Origin of the sequence: Bradyrhizobium iriomotense, from assembly GCF_018129405.1 — a bacterium.
In the GTDB taxonomy this organism is placed as follows: Bacteria; Pseudomonadota; Alphaproteobacteria; order Rhizobiales; family Xanthobacteraceae; genus Bradyrhizobium; species Bradyrhizobium iriomotense_B.
Genome location: NZ_JAFCLP010000001.1, coordinates 480,985 through 495,148 on the forward strand (window position 1 = coordinate 480,985; position 14,164 = coordinate 495,148).

General features: G+C 64.5%; 14 protein-coding genes. 11 read left to right on the top strand and 3 right to left on the bottom strand.

The window, feature by feature from the left end:
- Positions 1 to 345 precede the first annotated feature (345 nt).
- From JQ592_RS02025 to JQ592_RS02035, 3 genes are all read right to left on the bottom strand, one after another.
- A complete protein-coding gene (locus tag JQ592_RS02025) occupies positions 346 to 1,740 on the bottom strand; it encodes a M20/M25/M40 family metallo-hydrolase (RefSeq protein ID WP_211401240.1) in 1,395 nt (464 codons plus the stop codon).
- An 82-nt stretch (positions 1,741 to 1,822) separates the two neighbouring features.
- A complete protein-coding gene (locus JQ592_RS02030; RefSeq protein WP_433996393.1) occupies positions 1,823 to 3,118 on the bottom strand; it encodes a glycosyltransferase family 87 protein in 1,296 nt (431 codons plus the stop codon).
- A 132-nt stretch (positions 3,119 to 3,250) separates the two neighbouring features.
- Positions 3,251 to 4,873, bottom strand: a complete 1,623-nt coding sequence (locus tag JQ592_RS02035; RefSeq protein WP_211401241.1) for a helicase HerA-like domain-containing protein — start codon at positions 4,871 to 4,873, stop codon at positions 3,251 to 3,253.
- A gap of 348 nt (positions 4,874 to 5,221) precedes the next feature.
- Between JQ592_RS02035 and JQ592_RS02040 the strand changes: the two genes are divergently transcribed.
- The 11 genes from JQ592_RS02040 to JQ592_RS02090 all read left to right on the top strand — a co-directional run bounded on the left by JQ592_RS02040 (position 5,222) and on the right by JQ592_RS02090 (position 14,149).
- A complete protein-coding gene (locus JQ592_RS02040; RefSeq protein ID WP_211401242.1) occupies positions 5,222 to 5,587 on the top strand; it encodes a DUF2267 domain-containing protein in 366 nt (121 codons plus the stop codon).
- A 24-nt stretch (positions 5,588 to 5,611) separates the two neighbouring features.
- Positions 5,612 to 6,019, top strand: coding sequence for a DUF4332 domain-containing protein (locus JQ592_RS02045; protein ID WP_211401243.1), 408 nt, complete (start codon positions 5,612 to 5,614; stop codon positions 6,017 to 6,019).
- A gap of 274 nt (positions 6,020 to 6,293) precedes the next feature.
- A complete protein-coding gene (gene folP / locus JQ592_RS02050) occupies positions 6,294 to 7,154 on the top strand; it encodes a dihydropteroate synthase (RefSeq protein ID WP_211401244.1) in 861 nt (286 codons plus the stop codon).
- Positions 7,151 to 7,519, top strand: a complete 369-nt coding sequence (gene folB / locus JQ592_RS02055; RefSeq protein ID WP_080136778.1) for a dihydroneopterin aldolase — start codon at positions 7,151 to 7,153, stop codon at positions 7,517 to 7,519. Before folP ends, folB begins: the two co-directional genes overlap by 4 nt.
- Complete coding sequence (folK, locus tag JQ592_RS02060; protein WP_018647957.1) at positions 7,519 to 8,010, top strand: 2-amino-4-hydroxy-6-hydroxymethyldihydropteridine diphosphokinase; 492 nt, start codon at positions 7,519 to 7,521, stop codon at positions 8,008 to 8,010. The genes folB and folK overlap by 1 nt, the downstream gene beginning before the upstream one ends.
- Positions 8,011 to 8,091: 81 nt before the next feature.
- A complete protein-coding gene (locus JQ592_RS02065; protein WP_211401245.1) occupies positions 8,092 to 9,963 on the top strand; it encodes a methylmalonyl-CoA mutase subunit beta in 1,872 nt (623 codons plus the stop codon).
- On the top strand, positions 9,960 to 10,424 hold the full coding sequence (locus JQ592_RS02070; protein WP_211401246.1) for a GFA family protein: 465 nt from the start codon (positions 9,960 to 9,962) through the stop codon (positions 10,422 to 10,424). Before JQ592_RS02065 ends, JQ592_RS02070 begins: the two co-directional genes overlap by 4 nt.
- Positions 10,425 to 10,432: 8 nt before the next feature.
- Entirely contained in the window at positions 10,433 to 10,789 is a 357-nt protein-coding gene (locus JQ592_RS02075; protein WP_211401247.1) for a hypothetical protein, read from the top strand.
- Positions 10,790 to 10,853: 64 nt separating this feature from the next.
- Positions 10,854 to 13,010 carry a methylmalonyl-CoA mutase gene (gene scpA, locus JQ592_RS02080; RefSeq protein WP_211401248.1) on the top strand — a complete coding sequence of 719 codons (2,157 nt, stop codon included), beginning with the start codon at positions 10,854 to 10,856 and terminating at the stop codon, positions 13,008 to 13,010.
- Between the two features lie 37 nt (positions 13,011 to 13,047).
- Positions 13,048 to 13,344 (top strand): nucleotidyltransferase family protein, encoded by a 297-nt coding sequence (locus tag JQ592_RS02085; RefSeq protein WP_211401249.1) that lies wholly within the window; start codon positions 13,048 to 13,050, stop codon positions 13,342 to 13,344.
- 31 nt (positions 13,345 to 13,375) lie between these two features.
- Positions 13,376 to 14,149: an RsiV family protein gene (locus tag JQ592_RS02090; RefSeq protein WP_211401749.1), complete on the top strand. Its 774-nt coding sequence runs from the start codon at positions 13,376 to 13,378 to the stop codon at positions 14,147 to 14,149.
- Positions 14,150 to 14,164: the final 15 nt, after the last annotated feature.

The following is a 14,164-nucleotide window of genomic DNA, read 5'->3' on the forward strand; positions in this document are numbered from 1 at the left end:
GGTGTAGGGTAGCGCTCAACGAACCTCTACGCCTTTTGGAATGAAACGCCGCCCAATTCCGGGCGGCGTTTTTATTTGTGACACCGTCATTGCGAGCGCAGCGAAGCAATCCAGAATCCCTCCGCGGAGACAGTCTGGATTGCTTCGCTGCGCTCGCAATGACGAGGAGAGGTCTCGTAGGGTGGGCAAAGCGTAGCGTGCCCACGTCTTCTCTCGCGATCCGGGACGAATGGTGGGCACGGCGCGTTGCGCCTTTGCCCACCCTACGGCACGAAAAATCGCGTGTAACAATCTCCAGATTCCGGGTTCGCCTCTTCGAGGCGCCCCGGAATGACCGCTACGCGGTCACTTCACCTCCGCCAGCGCGGCGAGAATGCGGGCCCAGGAGCGGATGCCTTTCTGGAAGCTGCGGAGGTCGTACTTCTCGTTCGGCGAGTGGATGTTGTCGTCGTCGAGGCCGAAGCCGACCAGCAGCGAGTCCAGGCCAAGCGTGCGCTTGAAGTCGGCGACGATCGGGATCGAGGCGCCGGAGCCCATCAGCACGGTCTCCTTGCCCCATTCCTCCGCCAACGCCTTGCTGGCGGCGGCGAGCGGCTTCATGTTCCAGTCGAGCGCGACCGCGGGCGCGGCGGAGTGGTCGCCGAACTCGACCTTGCAGTCGCCGGGAAGGCGTGCCGTCACATAGTCGCGGAAGGCCTTGCGGATCTTTGCGGGATCCTGCCCTTCGACGAGGCGGAAAGAAACCTTGGCGGAAGCATGCGACGGGATCACCGTCTTGGAGCCCTCGCCGATATAGCCGCCCCAGATGCCGTTGACGTCGCAGGTCGGACGCGAGGAGGCCTGCTCGATCAGCAGCCGGCCCTTCTCGCCGGCCGGGATCGACAGGCCGATCGGCTTCAAGAACATCTCCGGCGTCAAATTGAGCTTCTTCCACTGCTCGAGGATGTCCGGCGGCAGATCCTTCACCCCGTCATAGAAGCCGGGAATGGTGATGCGGTTGTCGTCGTCGAACAGGCCGCCGAGAATTTTGGTGAGCACCCGGATCGGATTCATCGCACTGCCGCCGAACACGCCGGAATGCAGATCGCGATTGGCGGCGGTGATCTTCAGCTCCTCATAGAGCAGGCCGCGCAGCGAGGTCGTGATCGCCGGCGTGTTGCGGTCCCACATGCCGGTGTCGCAGACCAGCACGTAATCGGCCTTGAACTCGTCCTTGTTGGCCTCGATGAACGGCACGAAATTCTTCGAGCCGACCTCCTCCTCGCCTTCGATCAGGAAGGTGACGTCGATCGGCAGCGAGCCCGTCACCTTCTTCCAGGCGCGGCAGGCTTCGACGAAGGTCATGACCTGGCCCTTGTCGTCCTCGGCGCCGCGCGCGACGATGATCTTGCGGCCGTCGGCATGGTCGGTGACCACGGGCTCGAACGGCGGACGGTGCCAGAGATCGAGCGGATCGACCGGCTGCACGTCGTAATGGCCGTAGAAGATCACATGCGGCCGTCCGCCTGCCTCGGTCTTGCCGACGATCGCGGGATGGCCGGCGGTCGGGCGCACTTCGGTCGCAACACCGAGGCTTGCGATGTCCTTGGCGAGATGCTCGGCCGCCGCCTTGCAATCGGCGGCAAAGGCCGGATCGGCGGAGATCGACTTGATCCGCAACAGCGAGAACAGACGCTCCAGGCTGTTGTCAAAATCCTTGTCGATGTGGTCGAGCACGGATTGAAGCTGCGCATTGGCCATGGCCGGATTCCCGATTGTTGATCTCAAGATGTCTTCTTAGTGTGTCTTCTTAGGGTGTCTTGGCTTTTAGCGCTGTCGCAGGCTATGAGCCAGCAGCAACTGGCGGATGCCGGATGTGCCATGCAAGGCTACCAGCAAGAATGGCCGTGGCGGCAAAGTTGTTGCCCCACGCCTGGATGACATTGGGAAACCACGGCAGCGCCAGCAGCATGAGGATGCCGGCCGCGCCCAGCGCGAGCCAGGTTCCCAGCCGCACATTCGGCCGCTCGTCGAAGGCGGCGCGATGCATCAGCACAGTCATCGGAAAGAACAGCCACATGAAGTAGTATTGTCGCGCCAGCGGCGATGCCACCGTCATCAGGCAGAACAGGATGCCGAGCTCCTCGGCATCCGAGCGCGCCGTCCGCCGCGATTGCCGTGGCATGACCGCGACGAAGCCGAGCCCGAGCAAGACTGAGACAGCCAGCACGATCAAGTTCGCCGTCTTGTAATCGACGTCGATGACATTCATCGTGCGCGGCGGCTTGTTGGGGTCTTCCTGATTGTAGTTGATCGGCCGGACCAGCCGATGCGTGACCGCAATGAGGGACTGGTTGACCCACGACCAGTTCTGCTCGTCGCGCTGGCCAAAACCCTTTTCCGAGCTCGAGCCGATCATGCCATGATACCAGGTCGCAAGCTCGGCCGCGTTGCGCTCGAAACCGCGGATCGGGGCCGGCACGACGTAGAGAAGGATGCCGGTGAAGGCGACCGTCGCGGCGACGGCCGCCCACTTCCTCCGCCACATCAGATAGGGCAGCACCGCGATCGGAAACACCTTGATGGCGGTGGCGAGCGCGAACATGAAGCCTGCGAGCCACGCTCGCTGATGCTGCAGGCTCCAGAAACCATAGAGCATCATCGCCAGCAGCAGAAGGTTCGGCTGGCCGAGATCGAACATGTCGAACACGAAGGTCACCGTGACGAAAGCCGGCAGTGCCTCAAGCCAAGGGCCAGCCGTGCGGCCCGAGCCGGTCATCGCATTGGACAATGTCCCGGTGTACCACCACGCCAGCACATTCAGGATCGACAGCACGATGTAGAGCGGGATCTTGCCGAACCAGCTCGGGATCGCGAGCAGGATCGCAGGAAGCGGCGGATAGATGAATTCGAAATACGAGCGGATGTCGGCGGGATAGAGCGACCCGCCGTTCAGAACCTGCTGCCCGGCCCAGTACCACAGCCCGTAGTCCTTGGTCTTGCCGTGGCCGAAGATCTCCGGAACGAGAACGTCGGCCGTCAGGATGACACAGCAGAGCAGGAAGAGCAGGTCCAGCGGCGCGCGCAGAGACAGGCGTCTCGGCGCATCAGGCTTGGGGAATGGGTCGGTCAAGGTCACAGTATGGTCCAGTGCGGCGAAGGCACAGGACGTAGCAGACCGCGGAAGGCTTGGAGAGCCCCTCACCTGAAATTGTGCGCGCTGTGAAGCGACCGCGCTCGACCGCGGATGGCTTCCAATCGGGCTTTTTGCCTATCTCCGCAGCAGCCCGCCGAGCGCACCGCGGACCAGGGTGCGGCCGATCGAGCCGCCGACCTGGCCGCCGATCGATTTGCCGACATTGGCGGCCAGCCCGCCGATCACCTGGTTGGTCACCGATCGCGTCACGTCGCGCGCAATGACCTGGCCGGTCGAAAGGCGGCCGCGCTTGACGTTGGTGCCGAAAATGGTGCCCACGATCGAGCCGATCTGGCCGAGGATGCCGCCGCCGCTTTCGCCGGCCGGACCGTCGGCCGTGGCCGCGGTGCCGGCGATGCGCTTCTGAAGCATCTCGTAGGCGGATTCGGCATCGACGGCGGTGTCGTATTTGCCCTTCACCGGGCTTGCATCCATGATCGCCTTGCGCTCTTCCGGCGTAATCGGCCCGATCCGGGCCGATGGCGGCCGGATCATCACCCGCTCGACCATCGTCGGCGTGCCGTTGCCCTCGAGGAAGGACACCAGCGCCTCGCCCTTGCCGAGCTCCGTGATCACCTTGGCGGTGTCGAGCTTCGGGTTGGGGCGGAAGGTCTGGGCCGCGGCCGCAACCGCCTTCTGGTCGCGCGGGGTGAAGGCGCGCAGCGCATGCTGCACGCGGTTGCCCAGCTGGCCGAGCACGCGGTCCGGCACGTCGATCGGGTTCTGCGTCACGAAGTAGACGCCCACCCCCTTGGAGCGGATCAGGCGCACCACCTGCTCGATCTTGTCCATCAGCGCCTTGGGCGCGTCGTTGAACAACAGATGCGCTTCGTCGAAGAAGAACACCAGCTTCGGCTTCGGCAGGTCGCCGGCCTCGGGCAGCTCCTCGAACAGCTCGGACAGCATCCACAACAGGAATGTCGCGTAAAGCCGCGGGCTTTGCAGCAGCTTGTCTGCGACCAGGATGTTGACCATGCCGCGGCCGTCGCGATCGGTCTTCATGAAATCCTTCAGCGCCAGCGCCGGCTCACCGAAGAACTTGGTGCCGCCCTGGTTCTCCAGCACCAGGAGCTGGCGCTGGATGGTGCCGACCGTGGCCTTGGTGACGTTGCCGAACCCCTGCGCCTCCTTCTTGATGTCGCCAAGCGGGCTGTCCTCGGCATCCGCTCCCTTCTTGCCGGCCTCCGGCACGATGGCATCGAGCAGCGCGCGCAGATCCTTCATGTCGATGAGGGTCAGCCCGTTGTCGTCGGCGACGCGGAAGGCGACGTTGAGCACGCCTTCCTGCACATCGTTGAGGTCGAGCATGCGCGCGAGCAGCAGCGGACCCATCTCGGTGACGGTTGCCCGCACCGGGTGGCCCTGCTCGCCGAACACGTCCCAGAACACCGTCGAGAACTGGTCGGGCTGGAATTTCAGCCCCATCTCGGAGGCGCGCTTGACGATGAAGTCCTTGGGCTCGCCGACCTCGGAGATGCCGGAGAGATCGCCCTTGATGTCGGCGGCGAAGACCGGGACACCGGCGCGCGCAAATCCTTCCGCCATGACTTGCAGCGACACCGTCTTTCCGGTTCCAGTCGCACCGGTAACGAGGCCGTGGCGATTGGCCAGCGCCAGCGTCAGCCATGCCTGCTCGTCTCCCTTGCCGACGAAGATCTTGTCGTCAGTGTCGCCGAGCTTGGTGTCCTGTGCCGTCATTATTCTCTCTGATCTCTCTGCCGTGTTTCGCGTATTGAAACCCAAATACGCCAGTTCCGTAGTTTAACGCATGTCGCGCGCCGATTAAAACCGTTCAACGTGCCCCAACATGCGACATTGCCGGAGACAAGCGGGGCGACATCGGCCGAAAGTAGCAACGAGGCGTTCGCACCGCGGTAATTTCTTGCAGATTCCATCTCCGCTCTTGCATCGCTGCAACACTTTTCGCGCGTTCGGGAGTGAATCGGATCGTTCGTCGCGTTCATCGCTTGTATTTCACATCGCACCGGCTCAAGATCATTCTGAAAATAATACTCCGGCATGTGAACCGGCTGAGGGGCAGGCCATATGGACGAGCTGATCGGACGGCTGGCGACGAACGCCAGCATAGATAGTGCTGTCGCCGAAAAAACCGTCGGCATTATCCTGGGCTTTCTCCGCAGCGAGGGCCCTTCCGAGAACGTCGAAGCCCTGATCAATCAGATTCCCGGAGCGGAAGCGGCAATCGAAGCGTCCAAGAGCGGCGGCGGACTGTCGCGGCTGATGGGCGGTGGCCTGATGGCCGTTGGCACGCGCCTGATGGGGCTGGGACTCGGCATGTCCGAGATTCAGACCATTGCCCGTGAACTTTTCCGCTTCGGCCGAGACAAAATCGGAGCGGATCAGATGGGCAAGATCATCGCGGGGACGCCGGGCCTCAGCCAGTTCGCCTGAGCGACGCTTTTCATATCGAGTATCATGACATATCCGATCTCCGAGATTGAGGGCCTGCCTGCCTTTGCCGCCAACAAGCTGAAGGCGCAGGGCATCCGCACGACCGCTGCGCTGCTCGAGGCCGCCTCGACCGTGAAGGGCCGCAAGGCGCTGTCCGCCAAAACCGGCATCAGCGAGCAGCTGCTGCTGGAATGGGCCAACGTGTCCGACTACATGCGCATCCCCGGCATGGGCCGGGCCAAGGTCGGCCTGGTCCGCGCCGCCGGCGTCACCACCGTGCGCGAGCTCGCCTATCGAAATCCGGCAAGGCTCGCCCAGAGCATGCGCGAGGCCAACGAGAAGAAGAAGCTGGTCCGCATCCTGCCGTCGGAGAAGTCGGTCGGCGACATCATCGCCAAGGCCAAGAAGCTGCCGCCGAAGATTACGTATTAGGGTAGCGCTCTCCGTAGACGGATTCTCGCGCGACCTTCTCGGTGTCGTCCCGGCGAAGGCCGGGACCCATACCGCGGAATCTATCGGTCGTGGAAGGTCGAAGTACTGAACTTCGAGTCTTCGCCAAACTTCCCCCTGGGGTTATGGGTCCCGGCCTTCGCCGGGACGACAGCGGGGATGATGCGCGAGTGCCGCAACATCCGCGGCACCCGGACATGCCGGCAGCGGTCAATCAGTCTTGACTCCCCCTCCCCGACCGCGCAAAGCGGGCCGCATGAATGCCTCGCCCTCCCCATCCGTCCCGCCGGCCGGCTCGGCCGGGCTTGGAGCGCTGCGGACGCTGCTTGATCGGCCGATCCCGGCTGTGATGGGCGTACTCAACGTCACCCCGGATTCCTTCTCCGACGGCGGCAAGTTCATCGCGCCCGAGCAGGCACTCGTGCGGGCGCGGGCGATGATCGCCGATGGCGTCGACATCATCGATATCGGCGCCGAATCCACCCGGCCCTACACCGGCGCCAAGGCCGTCACGGCCGAGGATGAGCTTGCGCGGCTGAGGCCGGTGCTATCAGGTGTCGTCGCGCTCGGCGTTCCCGTGTCGATCGACAGCATGAAGGCGGAGGTGGTGAAATTCGCGCTCGACCAGGGCGCGGTGATCGCAAACGACGTCTGGGGCCTGCAGCGCGACGCCGGCATGGCGCCGCTGATCGCCGCAAGGGGCGTCCCCGTCATCGTCATGCACAACCGCGACAGCGTCGATCCCGCCATCGACATCGTCGCGGACATGAAGGCGTTCTTCCTGCGCTCGCTTGATATCGCCGCAAAAGCCGGCATCGCGCGCGAAAAAATCGTGCTCGATCCCGGCATCGGCTTCGGCAAGACGGCCGAGCAGAGCATGATCGCGCTGGCCCGGCTGCGCGAGCTCGACAGGTTCGGCCTGCCGATCCTGGTCGGTGCCTCGCGAAAACGCTTCATCGCCTCGGTCTCGCCATCGGAGCCATCGGAGCGGCTCGCCGGCTCGATCGCCGCGCATCTGATCGCCGCGCAGCGCGGCGCCAGGATCATCCGGACCCATGACGTCGCCGAGACACTTCAGGCCCTGCGGGTGGCACACGCAATCGAGAGCAAGCAATGACCGATACGATCTTCGTGACCGGCCTGTCGATCCATGCGCGCCATGGCGTGATGGATCATGAAACCGAAGTCGGCCAGCGCTTCGTCATCGATCTCGAACTCTATACCGACCTGTCGGAGCCATCGCGCACCGACCGGCTCGCCGACACGGTGTCCTACGCCGAAGTCGTGGCGACCACGACGGCGGCGTTCAAGAACACCAATTACAAGCTGCTGGAAGGCGCGGCCGGAGCGGTCGCCGACGCCATCCTATCGCACTTCCCGCGCATCCGTGCGGTCAAGATCACCGTGCACAAGCCGCACGCGCCGATCGCGGCGATCTTCGACGACGTTGGCATCATGCTGACGCGCTCGCGGCATCCCTAATGGCGAGCGTGCTGATCGCGCTGGGCGGCAATGTCGGCGATGTCCGCGCGACATTCAAAAAGGCGATCTCGCACATCTGCGGCATGGCGCAAGCCGCACTGATCGCGCGCTCCTCGGACTATGCGACGCCGCCCTGGGGCGACGAGGACCAGGCCCCCTTCATCAATGCCTGCGTCGAGATCGAGACCAGCCTCGATCCGCACGCGCTGTTGTTCGTGCTGCAGAAGGTCGAGCAGAAATTCGGCCGCACGCGGGACAAGGAGCGGCGCTGGGGCCCGCGCACGCTCGATCTCGACATGATCGCCTATGACGATGTCAGCTTGCAAAAGCCCGACCTGACGCTGCCGCATCCGCGCCTGTTCGAGCGCGCCTTCGTGCTGGTGCCGCTGGCCGAAATCGCACCTGACCGCGTGATCTCGGGCATTCGTGTGCGTGACGGGCTTGCCAGCGTCTCGACGCAAGGCATTGAGCGGCTTCCGGATACCGGTTAACCAAAAACAACCGTTTGCAGGGACGGTCCGCCGTGGCAATTTCGCCTGCGAATAACAAGATGTTCGGGAGCCCCTCGCCGCATGACCTCCGTGACTGACGACCTGCCGCTGGCGGCGGATTTTCCCAAGGCCACGCCTGAAGACTGGCGCAAGCTGGTCGACGGCGTGCTGAAGGGCGCGCCGTTCGAGAAGCTGGTCGGAAAGACCTATGACGGAATCAAGATCGATCCGCTCTATCCGCGCGCCAAGGGCGTTGCGCCCGTGGTGGGCCGGCCGGCGGCAGCGCCCTGGCAGATCGTGCAGCGGATCGACCATCCCGACGCGGCGCTCGCGAATGCGCAGGCGCTGCAGGATCTGGAGAACGGCGCGACCGGGCTTGCGCTGGTGTTCGCCGGCGGCAGCGGCAGCCATGGTTTCGGTCTGGAACCGACGGCGGATGCGGTCGCAAAGGTCTTGAAGGACGTTCATCTCGACGCCGGCATCGGCATCGAGCTTGAGATCGGCCCGCAATCGCGGATGGCCGCGATCCATGTCGCGGAATATGTGAAGAGCGCTGGTCTCGATCCCGCGGCCTGCAACATCCGCTTCGGCCTCGATCCGCTCGCGGCCGGCGCGGTGTGGGGCCACAGCCCTTATACGTGGGAGGAGATCGTTCCCGCCGTCACCGGTGCCATCAAGGGTCTCGCCGCACTCGGCTTCAAAGGGCCGTTTGCCTCCGCCGACGGGCGTGTGATCCACGATGCCGGCGGCTCCGAGGTGCAGGAGCTGGCCTTCGTGCTCGCCTGCGGCGTTGCTTATCTGCGCGCGATCGAAGGTGCCGGCGTTCCTCTCGAGCAGGCGCAAGGTATGGTCTATGCGCGGCTCTCCGCGGATGCCGACCAGTTCCTGACCATGGCCAAGCTCCGCGCGCTGCGGCTGTTGTGGGCGCGCATCGAGACCGCCTGCGGGCTCGCGCCAAAGCCGCTGTTCATTGCCGCCGATACGGCCTGGCGCATGCTGACGCAGCGCGACCCTTACGTGAACATGTTGCGCGCGACCATGGCGACGTTCGCAGCGGGACTCGCCGGCGCCAATGCCATCACCGTGCTGCCGCACACGCTGGCGCTCGGCCTCCCTGATACGTTCGCGCGGCGGGTGGCGCGCAACACGCAAGCCCTGCTGCTGGAGGAAAGCAACCTCGCCAAGGTCAGCGATCCCGCGGCCGGCGCCGGCGGCATCGAGACGCTGACGGCTCAGCTCTGCGAAGCGGCCTGGGCGTTGTTCCAGGAGAGCGAGAGCGCCGGCGGCGCCTTCGCCGCGCTCCAGCAGGGCCTGTTCCAGAACAAGGTCGCGGCCACGCGAAAGGCGCGCGATGCCAACATCGCCAAGCGCCGGGACGTTCTGACCGGCGCCAGCGAGTTTCCGAACCTGCAGGAGAGCGAAACGGCGGTGCTGAAGGCAACGCCGGTCGCGCTCGCCCCTTACGGGGAACAGAAATACAAGTTCGAAGCGCTGCCGCCGATCCGGCTGGCAGAGCCGTTCGAGGCGCTGCGCGACAAATCCGATGCAGCGCTGAAGGCGCACGGGGCGCGGCCAAAGGTGTTTTTGGCCAATCTCGGCACGCCCGCCGATTTCACGGCGCGCGCGACCTTTGCGAAAAGCTTCTTCGAGGCCGGCGGCATCCAGGCTGTCGAGAGCGAGGGTTTTGCCGATCCGGCCAAGCTGGCCGCCGCCTTCAAGGCCTCCGGCGCCGCGCTTGCCTGCCTTTGTTCCAGCGACAAGGTCTATGCGGAACACGCCGAAGCTGCGGCGAAGGCCCTGCAATCGGCCGGCGGGCGACATATCTATCTGGCAGGCCGCCCGGCTGAGGCCGAGGCGGCGCTGCGGGCCGCCGGCGTCACGGGTTTTGTCTTCGCCGGAGGCGATGCGCTTACCACGCTGCAAGACGCCTATCGACGGATGGAAAAGGCATGACCGAAACCAGCAAACCCGTTCTCACCGGCGGCTGCCAATGCGGGGCGGTGCGCTTTGCGGTCTCGGCAGCGCCTAGCAAAGTCAGCATCTGCCACTGCCGGATGTGCCAGAAGGCGAGCGGCGCACCGTTCGCCTCCTTCGCCGACATCGAGAAGACGGATTTTGCCTGGACCAAGGGTACGCCAGCGGCGTTCCAATCCTCGTCGATCGCGATGCGCGATTTCTGCGCCGCCTGCGGCACGCCCCTGAGCTTCCGCCGCATCGATGGCCCGCGCATCGAGATCATGACCGGCGCCTTCGACCGGCCGGACCACGTGGTGCCGACACGGCAGTACGGAACAGAGTCCCGCCTAGGCTGGGTGGTCGGCATCGCCAACCTGCCGAGCCAGACCACGCAGCAGAATTACGGGCCGGAGAAGATGGCGACCATCGTCAGCCATCAGCATCCGGACCATGATTGAGGCGATCCATGCGGCTCGGCATCAATCTGCGCGGCGACCTTGCCAAGCTCGACGACATCGAGATTGCCGCACGCCATGAGGAATTGATTGCGCGAAAGGAAGCCGAGCTGCGGGCAAGACCATCCCACGCTAGGAACAAGCTGGGCCTGCGCGCCGACAGCCTGCTGCTCGCGCGGGGACCGTTTCATGCGCGGATTTTCTATCGGATCTATTGGTTCGCCTTCGCGCTATTTAACGTCGTGAAGTTTCAGGACCTGATGTTGCCTTCGAGCTACGACACTTATCTGCTGGAATGCGAGCTGAAGGACGTGCGCGACGAGATGAAGCGCCGGATCGCAGTCCGGAAGGCCGTGGCGACGACCTGAGCGGACCATGGCGAGCGACGGCAGACGTGATAAAATGAAACCGCAGGTTTGAGGAATCCAAGGAATGACCCGCATTCCCAATTTCGCCGACGTCGCCTTCGAGCGCGCCGCCACCGCCACGCCAGCCGGCAGCGCCGAGCCCTGGCTGACGCCCGAGGGCATTCTGGTGAAGCCCGCCTATGGCGAGGCGGATCTGGCCGGGCTCGATTTCCTCGAGACCTACCCGGGCATCGCGCCCTATCTGCGCGGTCCCTACCCGACCATGTATGTCAACCAGCCCTGGACCGTCCGGCAATATGCCGGCTTCTCCACGGCGGAGGATTCCAACGCGTTCTACCGCCGCAACCTCGCGGCCGGACAGAAAGGCCTCTCGGTCGCCTTCGATCTCGCCACCCATCGCGGCTATGACTCTGACCATCCGCGCGTCGGCGGCGATGTCGGCATGGCCGGCGTCGCGATCGATTCCATCTACGACATGCGCACGCTGTTTGCGGGCATTCCGCTCGATCAGATGAGCGTGTCCATGACCATGAACGGCGCCGTGCTGCCGATCCTCGCGCTCTACGTCGCCGCCGCCGAAGAACAGGGCGTGCCGCCGGAAAAGCTCTCGGGCACCATTCAGAACGACATTCTGAAAGAGTTCATGGTGCGCAACACCTATATCTATCCGCCCGCGCCTTCGATGCGGATCATCTCTGATATCTTCGCCTACACCTCGCAAAAGATGCCGAAGTACAATTCGATTTCGATCTCCGGCTATCACATGCAGGAAGCCGGCGCGACGCAGGACCTCGAGCTCGCCTATACGCTCGCCGACGGCGTCGAATACTTACGTGCCGGTCTCGCCGCCGGCCTCGACGTCGACCGCTTCGCGCCGCGGCTGTCGTTCTTCTGGGCGATCGGCATGAACTTCTTCATGGAAGTCGCCAAGCTGCGCGCCGCGCGCCTGCTCTGGGCGAAGCTGCTCAAGCCGTTCAATCCGAAAGATCCGCGCTCGCTGTCGCTGCGCACGCACAGCCAGACCTCGGGCTGGTCGCTGACCGCGCAGGACGTCTTCAACAACGTGATGCGCACGACAGTGGAGGCGATGGCGGCGACGCAAGGCCACACCCAGTCGCTGCACACCAACGCGCTCGACGAGGCCTTGGCGCTGCCGACCGACTTCTCGGCGCGCATCGCCCGCAACACCCAGCTGTTCCTGCAGCAGGAGAGCGGCACCACGCGGATCATCGATCCCTGGGGCGGCTCGTATTATGTCGAGCGGCTCACGCGCGACCTCGCGGCGAAGGCCTGGGGCCACATCCAGGAGGTCGAGGAGCTCGGCGGCATGGCGAAGGCCATCGAGGCCGGCGTGCCCAAGCTGCGCATCGAGGAGGCCTCGGCCAAGACCCAGGCTCGGATCGATGCCGGCAAGCAGGCGGTGATCGGCGTCAACAAATACAAGCCGACCGACGAGGCCCCAATCGAGATTTTGAAGGTCGACAACAGCAACGTTCGGCGCTTGCAGATCGACAAGCTGACGCGGCTGAAGTCCGAGCGTAACCAGAAGGACGTCGAGGCCGCGCTCGCCGCGCTGACGCGGTCGGCCGGCGAAGGCAACGGCAATCTGCTCGCGCTCGCCATCGACGCGGCGCGCGCCAAGGCGACCGTCGGCGAAATCTCTGACGCAATGGAGAAAGTGTTCGGCCGCCACCGCGCCGAAATAAAATCCATCACCGGCGTCTACAAGCGGGAGGCGTCCAGCATGGGCAACCAGGTCGAGAAGGTTCAGGCGCTGATCGACGCCTTCGAGGAGGCCGAAGGCCGCCGGCCGCGCATCCTGGTCGCCAAGATCGGCCAGGACGGCCACGATCGCGGCCAGAAGGTGATCGCGTCGGCGTTCGCCGATATCGGCTTCGACGTCGACATCGGGCCGCTGTTCGCGACCGCCGACGAGGCCGCGCGGCAGGCGGTCGAGAACGACGTGCACATCCTCGGCGTCTCCTCGCTGGCCGCCGCCCACCTCACCGCCGTGCCTGAGCTGAAGGCCGCGCTGAAGAAGCAGGGCCGCGACGACATCATGATCATCGTCGGCGGCGTGGTACCGCCGCAGGATTACGATGCGCTCTACGCGGCCGGCGCCGAGGCGATCTTCCCGCCCGGCACCGTGATCGCGGATGCGGCCGAGGAGCTGATCCGCAAGCTGAACGCACGGCTCGGCCATAGCGAGGCGGCGGAGTAGATGATAGACTGGCCGAGCAACCGGCCAGATTGTGTCCATGACACGTGACGAAATCATCGCGGCGATCCGCAAGAACGCGGATGCCATCAAGGGCAAGGGCGTGTCGAAGCTTGCCCTCCTCGGCTCGCGGGCCGGCGAAGACTACCGCGCCGACAGCGATATCGACATTCTGGTCGAGGTTGAACCGGACACCACCTTCTCGCTGCTCAACCTGATCGATGTCGAGCACATCATCGAGGATGCGACCGGCTTGCAGACGCAGGCAACCGTTCGCCGCTCGATGGCGCCCCGCTTTGAGCCGCACAGCGCGGACGACATTGTCGAAATATTCTGACGCTCACGCAGGAGCACCATCCTTGAAGTTCATGACCGGTTTGAGCGTCGCCCTGGCGCTGAGCGCAACATGCGCGTTTTCCGCCCTCGCCGCCGACCCCAAGCCCGACGCCGTCGTCAAGACCAGGAGCATCGAGGCGCGTATCTTCCTCGATGACGGGATCAAGGCGGATGCGGCACTGGCCGCGGACTGCCTCGCGGAAGGCAGGAAGTGGCTCGACAAGAACGCGACCGAAGCTGCCGCCGCGCGCAAGGAGGATCCACAGTTCTTCAAGAACGGCGGCTGGGATTTTGAGCGCAAATACAGCATCCGTTCCGTCGTGGCCGACCGCTATGTCAGCGTTCTGCGCAACGACTACATGGACACCCACGGCGCCCATCCCAATTCGGACGTGAATACGATCCTGTGGGACAGGACGGCGAACAAGCGCATCGCGATCCGACCGTTCTTCACCGAGACCGCCGATGGCGGCCCCACCATGAAGGCGATGGTGAAGGCCGTGATCACCTCGCTCAGGGACGAGAAGAAGAAGCGCGACACCAGCGAGACCGCGACCGACGAATGGTTCAAGGGCGTGGAGCCGAGCTTGCTTAGGATCGGCGCGGTGACGCTCGCCCCATCAACCGAAGCGGGCAAGAGCTCCGGGCTCACGTTCCACTACCCACCTTACGCGGTCGGCCCCTACGCCGAGGGCGAATATGTCGCGTTCGTGCCTTGGGAGACACTGAAGCCGTACCTTACCGCGGAAGGCGCGCGCGTCTTCGGCGGCGCACGCCCGAAGGGCGATGCAGACGAGCCGCAGTGATCATGTTTTGAGCAG